We start from the raw sequence: 16,924 nt of genomic DNA on the forward strand, positions 1-16,924 counted from the left end.
GATGTCCTGCGGACTGTCCGCAGCGTCTTAGGCAGCTACATCTCTTTTGCTGAAAACGTACCATGTAACAGCGAGGAAAAGGACATAATAGATGGCCAGCACGGCGATGGAGAATCCCAGCGTCGAGTCTCCCGGACCTGCATTGGAAACCAGGTAACCCCGCAGATCCATATGGGTGAACAGCAGGTAACGGGCCCATTCAAAGCGGTCCGGATTAAAGATCATGATAAAAATGCTTTTGGCAAACATAATAAACATGGATAATCCGATCGCCAGACCGCTGGCACGGAATACACTGGATACCATAAAAGCCAGCGCAGTGGTCAGGAACAGCTCCACATACCGGCAGAGCAAATCCATAAACGCATATTGTGCCGGACTCCAGCCGTTTGTTTCAGGGAGCAGCCCCGCGGCTGAAGACGAGAATAGATACGATGAACCTAACCCGAACGCCACCAGCACGACTAAGCTGAGCAGACTGAACAGGATGACGGAAATATATTTGGAGAGCAGGATCTTGGAACGGCTCCACGGGCGGATCAGCAGCAGCTTGATGGTTCCCCAGGAAAATTCGCCCGCTACGGAGTCGGATGCCACCACCACAGTAAAAATCGTATTCAGAAAGAACGCGATACTCACCGCCATTTGGAACGATTCCCATAATCCCATCAAAGAAGAGACGCTGTCTGATGTGAAATAGACCAATGCCGGCATGAGTGCACTCATCACCGCCAGAATAAACAACATGATCCAGGTGCGGACCCGGCTGTATATTTTGATGTTCTCATTATGTACAAGCCCTGCGAACTCACCCAATGCCTTCACCTCCGGTCATTTCCAAGAATTGATCCTCCAGCGAACGGGACAAGGCATGAATGCTGTACACCTTGATTCCGCCTGCTACCAGGCGTGCGTTCAGCTCCGCGATCTCCTCCCGGGTAGCTTCGACGGCAAGCCCGCCGTTCTTGAGCGCTCCCAGGCCCAGCAGGGCCAGTGCCGCTTCGGCATTGTCCACCTCAAACAACGTCTCCTCATCCGCAATAACAGCATCTCCGACCTGCTTAAGCTGCTTCACATCCACCAGTCTGCCATTCTGGATAATGGCCACACTGTCACACATCAGCTCCATCTCGGACAGCAGGTGACTGGAGACGAATACCGTCGTCCCTTCCTCCCGGCATAACCGCCGCAGATAATCCCGCAGCTCGCGAATGCCCTGTGGATCAAGGCCATTCGTAGGCTCGTCCAGGATGAGCAGCTTCGGCCGGTGCAGCAGGGCCTGGGCCACGCCCAGCCGCTGGCGCATACCAAGCGAATACGTCTTCACCTTGTCATGAATCCGCTGCCCCAGCCCTACCAGCGCCACCACCTCATCGATCCGCTGCTTGGTAACACCGGACACCATCCGTGCATATTGGCGCAAATTCTGATATCCGGTCAGAAATTTGTACATCTCGGGATTCTCGACAATCGCGCCTACATTTGCAACAGCCTCTTCAAAATGGTCCTTAATGCTGTACCCGCAAATCCGGATGTCTCCGCGGCTGATTGAAATCAAACCGACCATCATCCGAATCGTAGTCGTTTTGCCCGCACCGTTGGGCCCGAGGAATCCAAAGATTTGCCCGGTCGGTATATCCAGCGTCAGGTCGCTGACAAGGGTTTTGGAGCCGATTTTTTTGGTCAGGCCCTGCAGACGGGCAACCGGCTCTAACTGTTCTGCCATATTAGACATAATCCCACTCCCTTTCCTGCACCTAGTTTACCACATATAGCCTTTTTCGCGAAAAATCCATAAATTCATTACATGAAATCAATTATAAAAGCCGTCGCCGGTACCTCCTCTCCGCTGATTCGCTGATCCGCTGATGGCCGCAACAATATGGTTTTGAGTAACATAGTCTTTTTCACTGCACTTTGTACATCAGGACTGCTAGCAACCGGGCTCTTTTTCGATTAGAGTGCATTTAATGCATTAGGAATAGCAAAAAAGACCAGGAAACGCCTGTTTTCTAAATTTCTACTGTACGAAATACATCAGAATGAACTTTCATGCCACCCCAGAGCGATTATACTGCACTAAATGCATCAGAACTGCAAGAACTGCCTTTACCGCAAAAAGGGTGCGGTTGGTACCGTCCCCATTCCACATTCCTCCTTTCCCGTTCCACGGACTGCCCTAATTGTTAAGCAAACTGAGGCATCAAAAAAGACCCGGCCCGCCTCCTCACTGGAAGCGGATCGGGTCCTTTTCTATAAAAGTTCTAAACTAACGTTAGCCGCCCACACGTGCAAGCTCACGCATGTTCGCTTCAAATGCAGCCATCAGTGCCGCTTCACCGGTCAAGCCGGTCTGCTCCACCTTACGAATCTGCTGCAGCATCCGTTTGTAATCCTTAGGAATTACGCGGGCAAATTTCGGCAGGCTTTCTGTCCACTGATCCAGAATCCGTTGTCCAGCCATACTGTTCGTAAGCTCTGTGTGACGGGCAATCAGTTCCCGCAGCTCTTCGATTTCTTCCGGCTCCTCTACCCGTTCCAGCAATACCATTTCGATATTGCAGCGGCTGAAGAAAGTGCCTTCCGGGTCATACACGTAGGCGATACCGCCTGACATGCCTGCCGCAAAGTTCCGCCCGGTCTCACCGAGCACAACCACACGTCCACCGGTCATGTATTCACAACCATGGTCGCCTACGCCTTCCACCACCACTTTGGCTCCGGAGTTCCGGACCGCGAAACGTTCACCGGCAATTCCGCTGATGTAAGCTTCACCGCTGGTCGCTCCATAAAGCGCCGTGTTGCCGATGATGATATTATCTTCGGCAGCAAAGGTCGCCTTAGGGGACGGCTTCACAATCAGTTTGCCGCCTGAGAGTCCCTTGCCTACATAGTCGTTGGAGTCTCCCTCGACGGTTATCGTCATTCCCTTCGGCACAAATGCGCCCAAGCTTTGTCCGGCAGAGCCCGTGAAATGAAGACGAATCGTGTCATCCGGCAAGCCGGCTGCACCGTATTTACGCGTCACTTCACTGCCCAGAATCGTTCCAACCGCACGGTTGACGTTCGTAATCGGCAGGGCTACCTCTACCGGTGTTCCCGATTCCAGAGCCGGTGCCGCAAGATCAAGCAGCTTGGAAACGTCGATGGTTTCTTCCAGGCCATGGTTCTGGGTCTTGCTGCGGAAACGTGTGCTTCCTTCCGGCAGCTCCGGTGTATGCAGCAGACTGGAGAGATCCACACCCTTCTTCTTCCAATGATAGGAAGCTTTCACGGCATTCAGGCAATCTGTACGTCCGACCATCTCTTCGATGGTGCGGAAGCCCAGACTCGCCATAATCTCCCGCAGATCCTGTGCTACAAAGGTCATGAAATTCACAACATGCTGCGGATCACCCATGAAGTTCTTGCGCAGCTCGGGATTCTGTGTAGCTACCCCAACCGGACAAGTATCCATTTGACATACACGCATCATGATGCAGCCTACGGCTACGAGCGGTGCGGTCGAGAAGCCATATTCTTCGGCACCGAGGAGCACCGCCACAGCCAAATCCCGGCCGCTCAGCATTTTGCCGTCCGTTTCCAGGACCACACGGTCACGCAGGTTGTTCAGCATCAGCGTCTGATGTGTCTCGGCAAGGCCAAGCTCCCAAGGAAGGCCGGCATGGCGGATGGAGTTCATCGGGGATGCCCCTGTTCCTCCGTCATAACCGCTGATCAGGATGATATCGGCGCGGCCTTTGGCCACACCGGCAGCAATCGTGCCGACTCCAACTTCAGACACCAGCTTCACATTAATGCTGGCACGCGGATTGGCATTCTTGAGATCATAAATCAGCTCCGCCAGATCCTCAATCGAATAAATATCATGATGCGGCGGAGGGGAGATCAGACCTACTCCCGCTGTCGAGCCGCGGACCTCGGCCACCCATGGGTAGACCTTACGTCCAGGCAGCTGCCCACCTTCACCCGGCTTGGCGCCTTGCGCCATCTTGATCTGAATTTCGTCCGCGTTCACCAGATAGTTCGAAGTGACCCCGAAACGTCCCGATGCCACTTGTTTGATCGCACTGCGGCGGGAATCGCCATTGCTGTCCGGGATAAAGCGCGCCGGATCTTCGCCGCCTTCACCGGTGTTGCTCTTGCCGCCGATGCGGTTCATTGCGATTGCCAAGGTCTCATGCGCTTCCTTACTGATCGAGCCGAAGGACATGGCGCCTGTCTTGAAGCGTTTCATGATCGACTCCACCGGCTCTACTTCATCGAGCGGAATCGGCTCGTATGGTGTATTGAACTGCAGCAGGGAGCGGAGTGTCAGGTGTTTCTCGCTTTCGCCTTGCACAAGTGCAGCATACTTCTTGTACAACCCGTAATCTCCGGTGCGTACAGAGTTCTGAAGCAGATGGATGGTCTGCGGGTTGAACAAATGTTCTTCCCCGTCGGCACGCCATTGGTAATCGCCGCCGGAATCCAGCACTTTGTCATTGCCATCCTTCTCAGTGAAGGCACGATTATGGTGAATCAGCGCCTCAGCGGCTACTTCTTCAAGGCCAATTCCGCCAATACGGGAAGGCGTCCAGGTAAAGTAACGGTCCACAAATTCCGAATTCAGTCCCACCGCCTCAAAGATTTGAGCCCCACGGTACGATTGAATGGTTGAGATTCCCATTTTGGACAATATTTTGACTACACTCTTGGTAGCTGCCTTAATATAGTTCTTCACAGCCTTCTCATGCGAGATACCGCGTAGCAGGCCCTGGCCAATCATGTCATCCAGACTCTCGAAGGCCAGATAAGGGTTGACCGCACTTACGCCGTAGCCGAGCAGCAGCGCATAGTGGTGCACCTCACGGGGTTCCCCGGACTCCAGCAGGATGCTGACCTTGGTCCGCGTTCCCTGTCTGATCAAATGGTGATGCAGACTGGACACGGCAAGCAATGCCGGAATCGCCGCATTCTCACGGTCAACGCCGCGGTCCGACAGGATCAGGATATTATGTCCTTTGCCCATAACACGGTCTGCCGCTTCGTTCATCCGCTCCAGAGCAATGCGCAGCCCTTCCGCACCCAGCTCAGCCGGGAAGAGAATAGGGATAGACATCGATTTGAAGCCCGCACGGCGGACATGACGGATTTTGGCAAAATCCTCATTGGAAAGAATCGGTGAAGCCAGCGAGATATGACGGCAGCTCTCCGGTTCCGGCTTAAGCAGGTTGCGTTCCGGCCCGATGGTAGTTGCTGTCGAGGTTACCAGCTCTTCGCGGATCGCATCGATCGGCGGGTTGGTTACCTGGGCAAACATTTGTTTAAAATAATTGTAAAGCCGCTGCGGGCGATCCGACATTACAGCCAGCGGAGCATCATAACCCATGGACACCACGGCTTCAGCGCCGGAGGAGGCCATCGGCTCAAGCACTTTGCGCAAGTCCTCGAAGGTGTAGCCAAAGGATTGCTGCAGCTGCTGTACATTGTCATGCTTCGGATTTGGCAGTTCAGGCGCGTCCGGCAGTTCATCGAGGCCGATCAGGTGCTCATCCAGCCATTCGCTGTACGGCTGCTCGGAGATAATTCCCGCTTTAACCTCTTCATCGGAAATAATACGGCCTTCCTGTGTGTCCACAAGCAGCATACGTCCCGGTCTCAAGCGGTCCTTGTAAAGAATGTTCTCCGCCGGGATATCAAGCACCCCTGCTTCGGAGGACAAAATAATCATATCGTCTTTGGTTACATAATACCGGGCAGGACGCAGGCCGTTGCGGTCCAGAATGGCACCGATCTGCACACCGTCCGTAAAGCCCATGGCGGCAGGTCCGTCCCACGGCTCCATCAGGGTGCTGTGGTATTCATAGAATGCCTTCTTCTCCGCATCCATTGAGTCATGGTTGCTCCAAGGCTCCGGCACCATCATCATCGCCACATGCGGCAAAGAGCGGCCGCTCAGATACAGAAATTCAAAGGTGTTGTCGAACATGCCTGTGTCGGAACCATCCGGATTGACAATCGGTTTGATTTGATCCAGGGACTCGCCGAACACCTCGCTCTTGAAGAGGGACTGGCGGGCATGCATCCAGTTGACATTGCCGCGCAGCGTATTGATTTCACCATTGTGAATCATGAAGCGGTACGGGTGGGCACGTTCCCAGCTCGGGAAGGTATTGGTGCTGAACCGGGAGTGAACCAGCGCTATGGCCGATTCCAGCTCTTCATTCTGCAGATCCAGATAGAATTGTCCTACCTGCTCCGTGGTCAACATGCCTTTGTATACAATCTTGCGGCAGGACATGCTTGGCATATAAAAAGATTCCGCCTCTTCCACCCCGCCGTAGCGGATGGCAAGCTCGGCGCGTTTGCGGATGACATACAGCTTGCGCTCAAAAGCCAAATCATCCGGGATGCCGGACGAGCGGCCGATAAAGACCTGACGTACATAAGGCTTGGCGGCTTTGGCCGTCTTGCCCAGCATTTCGTCGAAGGTTGGCACATCGCGGTAGCCGAGCACTTCCTGGCCTTCTTCAGCGATGATCTCGCTAAGGAGGTCTTCATGGCGGGTCCGGATCTCCTCATTATGAGACAAAAAGATCATGCCCACGCCATAGTGACCCTGTTCCGGCAGCTCAAAGCCAAGCTTCTTCGCTTCGCCGGCAAAAAAACGGTGCGGAATTTGCAGCATGATGCCGGCTCCGTCACCAGAGTTCGGCTCGCTTCCTTGGCCTCCCCGGTGCTCCATATTAAGGAGCATGGTCAAAGCATTACTTACAATATCATGGGACGGTTTGCCTTTAATATGGGCTACAAACCCCATGCCGCAAGCGTCTTTTTCGAACTGGGGGTCATACAGGCCCTGTTTGCCGGGCAGTTCAGTGTGTCTCATCATACGCAACCTTTCTATTATAAAGTAGGACATGATCGCAAGAAAATTTTCACATTAAAATCTTAATAAATATTCAAGGCAGATTGGTTATATTATTTTATCATCGAGCTGACATGAGCGCAATTTAAACTTTTTTATGAGTTTGATTAACAATTGTTTTTACGGTACAGCTTTAGTGAGTAAAAGCGTAAAAAAACTCCTCACTGTATAATTATACACTTTTAACGAATAATCTCTTATGCAATGAAAACGGTTTATCCGTTTTCTTCTTATGCTGATTTTAAACAGTTCTTACTGTACTTTGCCTGAAAATGTTGAAAAGCACCTCCTCAGAGGTGCTTTTCGGCGGGTACGCTATGAATCGACAATACCCGATTATACAGTCAGAACTTGTTCACTTTTGACAGCAGCTTCGCTATCCCGGTTATGGAACATGAAGTAGCCCAGAGTCAGAGCCAGGAAGGCAACGCCATATATGGCAAGGGCTCCCGCATCGCTCCACATCAGACTGTAGTCACCGGTAGAAATAACGGACTTAAATCCTCTGACGCTATACGTCATTGGAAGCAGCGGATTGAAGAATTTCATCCAGTCCGGAATCAGCTCCAGCGGGAAGGTTCCGGCGCTGGTCGTCAACTGGAAGATCAGGATCACGATGACTACGAAACGGCCCGGCTGATCCAGCCAGGTGACAATGGCCTGAATGATCCACATGAAAGCGATGCTGGTAATGAAGGTGAACGTGTAGAACAGCGCTATATTCTGTACTTCAAGCCCAAGACCGTACAAGACAATGATGGCTGCAAGCAGTGACTGCAGAATACTCATCAATGAGAACGTCAATGTGCGGCTGATGAAGCGGTTCAGGCGGCTGGCTCCCGGTACTGCCGATTCCCGCATGGGAATAACCAGTGTGCAAATCAGCGCACCTACAAACAAGCCAAGTGACAGGAAGTACGGGGCAAACCCTGTGCCATAGTTCGGCACCTCATTGATTCTGTGTTCTTCGATCTTTACCGGCTGGGCGAACATCTCGATCATGGCGTCCGATTGCTTCACGGCACTGGTCTTCTCGGCAGCCTCGCCAAGCTTATCAGCCAGTTTCCCTGAGCCCGACTTCAGCTCAGCCGTTCCTTCTTTCAGCTCACCGGCTCCAGCTGCCAGCTGCTTGGAGCCGTCAGCCACCGAGCTGAGGCCATCTCCCAGCTTGCGGGCGCCGCTGAGCAAAGCCGAAGTTCCGGCTTCCAGCGCCTTGCCCCCTTCGGCAAGCTTGCTGCCGCCGGCCGCCGCTTCGCTGAGCTTCGTGCCGAACTGCTGCATGCCGGCGGTCAGCTTGCCGCCGCCGGTCTCCAGCGCCGCCGCGCCTTGCGCCAGCCGCTTTTGCCCTTCCAGCAGCTGCGTGCTGCCGCTATGAAGCTGCTGTGCTCCGCTGTGCAGAGCGGTCACGCCCGCATCCAGCTGCTGCGAACCCGCATGCAGCTGCGCGGCTCCCTGCAGCAGCTGCTCTTGGCCGCTGTGCAGGGCAGTTGCGCCCTGCACCAGCTGCTGCTGGCTCTGCTGCAGCTTCTCGCTGCCTTCAGCCACGGCTGCACTGGCCTGCAGCAGCTGCTGCACCGCCGGGCTAGCCGCCAGCTGCGGATTGGACTGCGCCAGCTGCTGAAGGCCCGCAGCGACCGCTTTGGCGCCGTCGGTGACCTGTGCGCTGCCGTCGGCCGAAGCTTGCAGGCCTGCCGTAAGTTTGGCACTGCCGGCTTCGGAAGATGTCAGGCCCTCGGCTAATTTGGCGCTGCCATCAACGACGGACTTCGTTCCGTCCTGCAGCTTCGCTGTGCCTTCCACTGCCGCTTGCGTTCCATTCTGGAGCTGCACGGTACCGGCGACCGTTTTCTTCAAGCCTCCGCTAAGCTCCCGGCTTCCGGCAGTGCTTTGGGCCACACCTGTCTGAAGCTGCTGATGCGCGGCAGACAGCTGCTGAAGTCCTCCGGCCAAAGTGCTGCTGCCGGATTGCAGCGCGGATGCTCCGCTGTTCAGCTCGCTTACGCCACTGGTGAGCGGCTTCACACCGTCCAGCAGCTTGCCCGTGCCGTCCGTCAATACAAGAAGGTTATCCATCAGCTTGAGGGCGCCGTCATCAAGCTTGCCTGCACCTTCGGCAATCTTGCCGGCTCCGTCGCCTGCCTCGCCAAGTCCGTCCGCAATTTCGGTAACTTTGACCATAACGGATTTGGTGTAGGCTTCCGTAACTTTGGCGGAGATTTTAGTCTTAATATCCTTCACGGCTGTACCGCCAATCTGGCCGGCCAGGAAGTTGTAGCCTTCATTCGGCTCATATACAAGGGTGGCCGGCTGCGGCGTTTCGTCCAGCAGAGTGGTAGCCTTGGCGGAGAAATCCTCCGGCACAATGATCGCCATATAATACGTGCTGTCATCAAGGCCGGCTTCCGCCTGCTCACGGGTGACAAAATTCCACTGGAAACCGTCGGTCTGCTTCAGTTCCCGCATCAGATCGCTCCCGGCAGTGAGCTCCTTGCCTTCATACCGGGCCCCTTTGTCTTCATTCACAACAGCGACCGGCAGTTCGTTCATCTTGCCATAAGGGTCCCAGAAGGCTTTCAGGAACAGTCCGCTGTACATCACGGGAATGAAGAGAACAACAAGCATAGGAATCAACACTTTGGGATTCTTAAGCGCTGCCCCCAAATCCTTCGCAAATACGGATAATGATTTCATTCTGGTTCTCTCCTTCTAATCATATGCTCTATTAATGCTTCTCTCTCTAATGCTCTTACTATGAAATTTTACTGTAACACCATATGACTGTTTTCCCCAATTGGTCAATCAAGGGCATAAGAAAAACTCCTCACGGAGTCTTACGCAATTGCTATATGGCGCCTAAATCTGCTGCTGTGCCAGCCCTTCGGCCAAAAACAAATGAAAGTAGGCTTTGATTTGCTCTTTGTCCAGCGGTGTATGCAGCTTGTTTAGTTCAGCAGTCAGGATAATGTACAGCTTGAACATAACCACAGATACAATCTTGGGATCAAGGGGTTTGATCTCCCCCTGCTGTATCGCGTGAGCCACCTCCCGTTCCAAATATTCCAGGACGACATTCTCCATCTTGTCGAGTCCTTCCTGGGCCTGCGGCGTGCCGAATTCGCGATTCTCCTGGGAAAGTTTAATGAACAGCTCGTGTTCGCTCCGAAATTCCAGCAAGGCATCCAGCACACGGTGCAGATTATCAAAGAATGGCTTATCCCGTCTGATCTCCCGCTCAGCAATAATTTTCATATCGGCCATCACATCGTGCAGGATTTCATCAAACAGCTGCTCCTTATTCGTAAAGAAGGTATAGATGGTTCCTTTGCCGACATTTGCGATTCTTGCAACCTGATCCATCGTTGTTGCCTTATAACCGAATAATGAAAATGATTTAGTTGCGGCTTGAAGCACTTGCTGCCTTCGGTCTACCACGGCCACTTGCCCACTCCCTTTCTCCAGAAAATAATCACTGTCACTCTCTGACTGACCAGTTTACTATTACGGTCAGTCGGTCATTTATTACTCTACCACTTTGCCTGTATAATGGCAATACCCTGGGGCAATGTTTATTTTTTAAAATATTGCAGTGTTTTAACTTTCTATTTACGTCTTATTTGTATAATGTGGGAAGAGTAATGATTTCCCTAGTATGATTTAGAAGAAGGTTTCCTATTCTATCTTATTCTATCTAATGAAGGAAAGTAGCAGGTGAACTTATGCGAAAGAAAAGAGTACTGCTGTTTTCGGAGGGCTTCGGTACGGGCCACACAGGAGCAGCCTATGCTCTGGCCGAAGGAATAAAGCTGCTGAATCCGGATGTTCAGTGCCGTGTCATTGAACTTGGCAAATTTCTGAATCCGACGGTTGCTCCCTGGATTCTTTCCGCTTACCGAAAAACAGTCAGCAGCCAGCCCAAGCTGGTCGGCATGATGTATAAGACACAATATCATAAATCTCTGAACCGGTTGACCAAGCTGGCGCTTCACCGGATTTTTTATACACATGCTTCCCAGGTTATTGAACAGCTCCGGCCTGATTTAATTATCTGTACACATCCCATACCGGCCGCCGTGATCTCCAGACTCAAACGCCGCGGACTGAAAGTTCCGCTTTACACATTAATTACAGATTATGATGCACACGGAAGCTGGGTCAATGATGAGGCCAACCGGTATCTGGTATCGACTTCAAGGGTCAAGTCGATACTGACGGGGCGGGGTGTCCCGTCCGAATATGTCACGGTCACCGGAATTCCGGTGCATCCGAAGTTCTGGGAACGTTCCAACAAGAAGCTGCTCCGCAAGGAGCTCGGGCTCGCGGATATGCCTACCGTCCTCATTATGGGCGGAGGCTGGGGACTCATGTTCGGCAAAGATGTCATGCACTCCCTTACCTCCAGGATGGATGAGATACAGCTGGTTTTCTGCATGGGCAGCAATGATAAGCTCGTAGCCAAAATGCAGGCCAACCCCCTGTTCCGTCATCCCAATATCCGGATTATCGGCTACACCAGCGAGATCAATAAGCTGATGGATGCCTCGGATCTGCTGATTACCAAGCCCGGTGGCATGACTTGCACGGAAGGCCAGGCCAAAGGTATCCCGATGTTGTTCTATAAAGCTATTCCGGGCCAGGAAGAGAAGAATTGCCAATATTTCGTCGAGCTAGGTTTGGCCGAGGTGCTTGATCCTGCCATCGTGAATAAATGGTTCTCCTTGCTGCTTCATGAAGATTCGTCCCTCGAAGAGCAGCGTCGGCGGAGACTTGCCTTTGACCGGCATCAGCCACATCATTGTGCCGCCACTGTACTGGAGCTTCTGGGCAAGCCGGCAGATGAAGCGATGATTGAATCCCGTGCGGCTGCACGGGCTCAGCACCGAACGGAAGAGGCGGTCTATCTGACGCCGTAACACCAGAAAGAACCTCCATCCCACGGTTGTCCGTGAAGATGGAGGTTCTTTTTTTGTGCCAAGAGAACTTCATCTGCAGTCCTGGTACCCTGCCTGCTGCGTATGCCTCAGATCTCTACGCTCTCCCCTGCCCGCAGAGGATATCCTTCAATTCCCTCCTGACGCAGCCGGTCGCAGAAATCCTCCCCGTCCTGGGCTATGGCCGGAAAGGTATTATAGTGCAGCGGGATGACCTTCTCTGCCCGCAGCCAGCGTGCTGCCAGCAGCGCATCGTCAGGCCCCATGGTCAGCATGTCCCCGATCGGCAAGGCGGCCAGATCGATCGCATTCCTTTCGCCAATCAGCCGCAAATCACTGAAGAGCGCCGTATCGCCCGAGTGGAACACAGTCTTGCCCCCAATCGTCAGCAGAATGCCCGCAGGCTGTCCTGCATAGATCCAACTGTCCCCTTCCTGGATAGAGGAAGAATGAAAGGCCTGGGTGTATTTAACCGTAATTTCCCCATCCGTATGGCTGCCGCCGATGTTCATATGCTTGACGGCCGCCCCCTTGATCCGGCAATATTCGGCCAGCTCAAAAACTGCATATATGGGACAACCATTCTGCTCTGCAATGGCCAGCGCATCTCCAAAGTGATCGGAGTGTCCATGGGTAAGCAGAACCGCGTCTACTGAAATATCCTCAGGGGTAATGCCCGAATTCGGGTTGCCTGACAGAAAAGGGTCGATAATAACGCGTGTCTCCCCGCTCTCAACAAGCAAGGCTGAATGTCCGTAGTAAGTAATTTTCATAACCGTTGATACACCTCCTGGTTCATATAGTTTAAGTTTACCCTATATGGGGCAGAGGTTCCCAGGTATGTCTGCAATTATTTATAAAAAGTATGATTGCCAATAGTTTTGACATAGGTCTGCGAATGATGAACCGTCAGATCCTGAGCGAGTGTAAGGGACAGGAAATAATAGGTATCGTCGGTCACCTCTTTTACACCGGAGAGGGCCGCGTTAACCGCTTTGATACTGTCAGCATTGGGCTTCACACGTTTAAGCCGCCCGTTAGCCACAGGGCTGAACTGCCTTTTTTGATGGATGACCTTGTAAATCGTGTCGGGGAAATTGGCTGACCGCAGCCGGTTCAGAACAACGTTGGCAACTGCCACCTTGCCCTGGTACGGTTCGCCTTCCGCTTCTGCCATAACAATCTTCTGCAGCAGGAGCAGGTCTTCTTCGGATACTGCGTAGTGCCAGGTCGCTTTGCTGCGCTGATCCTGACTTAATAGCTTCGTCCGGGAGAAGAACAATGTTGTGGGGGGATTGAGCTGAGTTGCCGCGACCTTCTTAACAGCGGTCTGACTCCCCTTTGTTGCAGTTGCTGTCTTTTGCTGCATCTTTTGCGCATTTGGCGCAGGTTTGAGTGCAGCAGCTTTCACCTGGATCACGGTGGCCGGCTTGGCCTTCGCCCGTACTTGCGTTAATTGATGCAGGTTCAGCTTTTCCGTCTTCCACAAGGGACTCAGAGCCACAGCTGCAGCAGAAAGCTTGGGATGCTGGATGCCGCTTATCCTCTTCTGGGTTGCCAGGGTTCCATAAGTGATTTGAAGGGGCTGCCGGCTCCCTCCACCGGATTGCAGATTCGACATTTGCACTGTATTGAGCTTCCCCTCGGCAACTTGTCCGGGATGAAGTAGGTTTATAGCAGAGAAACACACTAGAATGACACCAACAAGCAGCGCAATATAGCGGTTTTGTTTAAAAATAACCATTATTTACCTCCTAATTAACGGCACATTCCTATTGTATGTAACCGAAAATGGAAGCTTTGAAAACTAACTTGTCGATTTTTTTAACAAAATGTAATTTTTTCAATCATTTCATACATAGGAATGGCATGCATTCTGGTAGCATACACTACAATGCTGTCGACCGTCCACCCCTTGACAGGAGGTGAGGATGCCTCTAACAGCGATGAAAACCGCAAGGCATCAAGCTTTTCTGCATGAAATGAGGAATTTCCCCGATATTTTCGCGCCAGCGTAACATGAGGTTTATATTCCCTGTTCTCGGGTATAAATCCCAAAGGGAGAGTTGCCGAGATTACGGTCTGCTGGAGCTGGTTCAGCTTGTCCAATTGGCCGGAAATTCCGGCCCACAGGACCCGGGGCGCTGCCGGAACTCCAAAGGTTCCAATAGCGCCCACGGCCAGCTGAAAAGGAGCAAACAAAGCCGCCTTCTCTTTTAATGCCTGGAGGAGTGCAGGAATATCACTTACGGGCGTATCACCCAAAAACTGCAGTGTGATATGCAGATCCTCCGGATGAACCCATTTGGCAAACTCCATCTTTTCGGACAAACTCCGGCATTCTCTGGCCAGGCCCTCCTGAAGTTCCTTGGGCAATCTTACAGCAATGAACAAACGTTCACTCTTAGCACCATCCGGCTTTTGTGTGTTCATCTGCATTTCACCTTTCCTAGTAGATTTGGTATCCTTATCATTATCCTATATATTATCCACATCCAACTATTCGTATAACGGGAGGGAACTATCTTGACCAAATCCATTGTATGTCTACAGCCGCTTTCATCCCAGCAGCAAGAGAGAATCCGAGCCGCCGCCCCTGGTTATACACTCACACTCGCAAACGCCAAAGCTCCCGACTTGCAGCTTCTGGCCGAAGCCGAAATTATTATTGGCTGGGCAAAAGGAATCGGAGAAACCCTGCTGCGTCCGGAATCCCCTCTCCGGTGGGTGCAGACCTGGTCTGCCGGCATAGAGAAGCTGCCGCTCGAGAGGTTCAAAGAACGCGGCATCCTGCTCACCAACGCCAGCGGTGTACACGCCGAACCCATCTCGGCGGTTATCTTTGGCTTTATCCTCATGTTCACCCGGAATCTGCACACTGCAATGCGCAATCAGCTGAACCGCCGCTGGCACTCGGACGGCCAGGAGAGCGAGCTCACCGGCAAGACCGCAGTCATCGCCGGAACCGGTGCCATTGGAAGCGAGACGGCCAGAATTGCCAAGGCCTTTCGTATGAAGACCCTGGGCATCAGCCGTTCCGGGCAACCCGTTGCGGACTTTGACCAGGTCATGACCACTGCTGAGCTGGACAAGGCGGTCAGCCAAGGCGACTTTATCATTAACACACTGCCGATTACCGATGAAACCGAACAGCTCTTCGATGCAAACATCTTCTCGGCATTCAAGCAGGGCTCTTATTATATCAACATTGGCCGGGGGGCTACCACGAATACAGAAGCTCTGATCGCTGCCCTGAACAGCGGACAACTCCGCGGAGCCGGACTGGATGTCTTTGAGACCGAGCCGCTGCCGGAGGACCACCCGCTCTGGAATATGGAGCAGGTTATCATCACCCCTCACTCGGCCGGCACCACCGACTATTATGCGGAGCGGGTTGTCGATATCTTTACGGACAGTCTGGAAGCTTATCTGGATTCCGGCACCCCTTCCCGCAATCTGGTTGATTATGCCCGGCAATACTAATACAAGACTGAATAGACAACAGCCTCAGCAGGTTCATTAAATCAGAAATGAACCTGCTGAGGCTGTTATTCATACTGTCAATCCAGATCGTAAATGGAACCGACCTTCAGGCCGTAAAGTTCATTATATATCTTCTCGGCAAACGCATCGGTCATCCCGGCGATATAATCAATCACCATGTGCTCCCAGGTCCATATCGGCTTAGGCTGCCGCTGATCCTTTTCAAAGCGCTGCAGCCAGTCCGATGGAATAATCGCCTTCGAGGTCTCCGGGTCCAGGAAAGCTCCCCATAGCCGCCTGAGAATCCATTCACTCCTTTTCTGCAAACGCTGCACGCGCAAATCGCGGATCATGGTGACCCAGGCAAAACTTTTGAGCACACTTACGGTCCGCAGCATATCCTCATCCTCCCGGCCATCCTTCATGAAGGTTACCTTCTTCCAGTCCCCGTCCTGAATAACGCCAAGACTGGCGACAAAGGTGCTGACCCAATAAGCCTTCACCTCACGCCGGGTGCGGGAATAGTCGTTCTCGCAGGTCGGCAGCTTCTCCTTCCAGACACGCAGAAAGGAGTCCAAGACCTCTGCGACTTTTGCGCAGATGCCTTCCTGCTCCCAGCCTTTCCAGTAGAAATCGTCCAGGGTTGTAATTTTCTCCACAATCAGCTTCTGGATATAGGTGTCATGCATAAAATGCTCATGAACCTCAATCTTGCCGGCCTTGATGCCATCCTCCAGATCATGCGCGGAATACGCAATATCATCGCAAAGATCCATAAGCTGGGCTTCCAGGGTCTTCTTGCCCTCCGGCAGACCCCAATCGCTGCGAATTTCCGAGATATAATTCCATTCATGCAGATACAAACCCTTTTTCAGCACGGTACCCGGAAAAGGGTATTTGTTAATGCCCAGCAGGACTGCATCCGATAGATTAAGCCCGTCGATATTCTCTCTTTTCTCCAGAAACATAATCAGCCGGAAGTTGTGGGCATTGCCTTCAAAATGCTCGTACCGCCGCTTCATATTCTCATGGATCAGTGTCTTTTGCAGCGGGCCGGCTCCGGACTTCAGCGCTTCCGCCTCGGCTTTGTCTTCGATCAGCTTCGCAAGCAGGGTGTCCAGCACCTCTTCCCCTTTATGCCCAAACGGCGGATGGCCGAAATCATGGGCAATGGCCGCACATTCCACCACCTCGGGATCAATCACCAGCCCCGGGTTGTCGGCCTGTCCGGTTTCCACTTCCGGGTAAGACCGGAGCAGGCTTTTAGCCGCCTCACGGGCAATCTGAGCAACCTCCAGCGAGTGGGTCAGGCGCGTCCGGTAATAATCACCGGTGCCTGCGCCGAAGACCTGTGATTTGCCCTGCAGCCGCCGGAAGGTCGGCGAATGGATCAAGCGCGAATAATCACGTTCATAAGCGGCTCTTGAGGTTTCCAGGCGGGTAATCTCCGGATATTGGCGATGCTCTCTTTTTTCAATTAGTGTCATATCCGCTGCCCCCTTTTTCCAGATCAGTATTTAGTAATTTATTATAAGGCATTTCATACGAAATCCGTAATGATATTATCGTCTGCAAAGTATGCACCCTATACTCAAACAGGCGG

General features: G+C 52.7%; 11 protein-coding genes. 2 read left to right on the forward strand and 9 right to left on the reverse strand.

Features of this window, described 5'->3' with window-relative positions; all coding sequences use genetic code 11:
• Window positions 1-27: 27 nt before the first annotated feature.
• The 5 genes from IEY53_RS14935 to IEY53_RS14955 all read right to left on the reverse strand — a co-directional run bounded on the left by IEY53_RS14935 (window position 28) and on the right by IEY53_RS14955 (window position 10,348).
• Entirely contained in the window at window positions 28-816 is a 789-nt protein-coding gene (locus IEY53_RS14935) for an ABC transporter permease (protein WP_189026197.1), read from the reverse strand.
• Complete coding sequence (locus IEY53_RS14940; RefSeq protein WP_373293864.1) at window positions 809-1,726, reverse strand: ABC transporter ATP-binding protein; 918 nt, start codon at window positions 1,724-1,726, stop codon at window positions 809-811. The genes IEY53_RS14935 and IEY53_RS14940 overlap by 8 nt, the downstream gene beginning before the upstream one ends.
• 549 nt (window positions 1,727-2,275) lie before the next feature.
• The gene (gene gltB / locus IEY53_RS14945) at window positions 2,276-6,871 is read right to left on the reverse strand and encodes a glutamate synthase large subunit (RefSeq protein WP_189026435.1); all 4,596 of its coding nucleotides are present in this window, start codon (window positions 6,869-6,871) and stop codon (window positions 2,276-2,278) included.
• Window positions 6,872-7,246: 375 nt separating this feature from the next.
• The gene (locus tag IEY53_RS14950; RefSeq protein ID WP_189026201.1) at window positions 7,247-9,601 is read right to left on the reverse strand and encodes a YhgE/Pip family protein; all 2,355 of its coding nucleotides are present in this window, start codon (window positions 9,599-9,601) and stop codon (window positions 7,247-7,249) included.
• Between the two features lie 162 nt (window positions 9,602-9,763).
• Complete coding sequence (locus IEY53_RS14955; RefSeq protein ID WP_189026203.1) at window positions 9,764-10,348, reverse strand: TetR/AcrR family transcriptional regulator; 585 nt, start codon at window positions 10,346-10,348, stop codon at window positions 9,764-9,766.
• A gap of 278 nt (window positions 10,349-10,626) precedes the next feature.
• Between IEY53_RS14955 and IEY53_RS14960 the strand changes: the two genes are divergently transcribed.
• Window positions 10,627-11,820, forward strand: coding sequence for an MGDG synthase family glycosyltransferase (locus IEY53_RS14960; RefSeq protein WP_189026205.1), 1,194 nt, complete (start codon window positions 10,627-10,629; stop codon window positions 11,818-11,820).
• Between the two features lie 107 nt (window positions 11,821-11,927).
• Here the strand turns inward: IEY53_RS14960 and IEY53_RS14965 are convergent, their stop codons facing one another.
• From IEY53_RS14965 to thpR, 3 genes are all read right to left on the reverse strand, one after another.
• Complete coding sequence (locus tag IEY53_RS14965; protein WP_189026207.1) at window positions 11,928-12,611, reverse strand: metal-dependent hydrolase; 684 nt, start codon at window positions 12,609-12,611, stop codon at window positions 11,928-11,930.
• Window positions 12,612-12,688: 77 nt separating this feature from the next.
• Window positions 12,689-13,582 (reverse strand): cell wall hydrolase, encoded by an 894-nt coding sequence (locus IEY53_RS14970; RefSeq protein ID WP_189026209.1) that lies wholly within the window; start codon window positions 13,580-13,582, stop codon window positions 12,689-12,691.
• A gap of 80 nt (window positions 13,583-13,662) precedes the next feature.
• Window positions 13,663-14,271 (reverse strand): RNA 2',3'-cyclic phosphodiesterase, encoded by a 609-nt coding sequence (thpR, locus tag IEY53_RS14975; protein ID WP_189026211.1) that lies wholly within the window; start codon window positions 14,269-14,271, stop codon window positions 13,663-13,665.
• Window positions 14,272-14,364: 93 nt separating this feature from the next.
• On the opposite strand from thpR, the gene IEY53_RS14980 reads away from it, so the two are divergent.
• Window positions 14,365-15,321 carry a D-2-hydroxyacid dehydrogenase gene (locus IEY53_RS14980; RefSeq protein WP_189026214.1) on the forward strand — a complete coding sequence of 319 codons (957 nt, stop codon included), beginning with the start codon at window positions 14,365-14,367 and terminating at the stop codon, window positions 15,319-15,321.
• A gap of 77 nt (window positions 15,322-15,398) precedes the next feature.
• Here the strand turns inward: IEY53_RS14980 and IEY53_RS14985 are convergent, their stop codons facing one another.
• Complete coding sequence (locus IEY53_RS14985; RefSeq protein ID WP_189026216.1) at window positions 15,399-16,808, reverse strand: deoxyguanosinetriphosphate triphosphohydrolase family protein; 1,410 nt, start codon at window positions 16,806-16,808, stop codon at window positions 15,399-15,401.
• Window positions 16,809-16,924 lie beyond the last annotated feature (116 nt).

Source organism: Paenibacillus albidus, assembly GCF_014644435.1.
GTDB lineage: Bacteria > Bacillota > Bacilli > Paenibacillales > Paenibacillaceae > Paenibacillus_AQ > Paenibacillus_AQ albidus.

Coding starts and splice junctions, on each gene's coding strand:
- IEY53_RS14940 (WP_373293864.1), bottom strand. CDS start 1,726: ATGGCAGAACAGTTAGAGCCGGTTGCCCGTCTGCAGGGCCTGACCAAA.
- gltB (WP_189026435.1), bottom strand. CDS start 6,871: ATGAGACACACTGAACTGCCCGGCAAACAGGGCCTGTATGACCCCCAG.
- IEY53_RS14950 (WP_189026201.1), bottom strand. CDS start 9,601: ATGAAATCATTATCCGTATTTGCGAAGGATTTGGGGGCAGCGCTTAAG.
- IEY53_RS14960 (WP_189026205.1), top strand. CDS start 10,627: ATGCGAAAGAAAAGAGTACTGCTGTTTTCGGAGGGCTTCGGTACGGGC.
- IEY53_RS14965 (WP_189026207.1), bottom strand. CDS start 12,611: ATGAAAATTACTTACTACGGACATTCAGCCTTGCTTGTTGAGAGCGGG.
- IEY53_RS14970 (WP_189026209.1), bottom strand. CDS start 13,582: ATGGTTATTTTTAAACAAAACCGCTATATTGCGCTGCTTGTTGGTGTC.
- thpR (WP_189026211.1), bottom strand. CDS start 14,271: ATGAACACACAAAAGCCGGATGGTGCTAAGAGTGAACGTTTGTTCATT.
- IEY53_RS14985 (WP_189026216.1), bottom strand. CDS start 16,808: ATGACACTAATTGAAAAAAGAGAGCATCGCCAATATCCGGAGATTACC.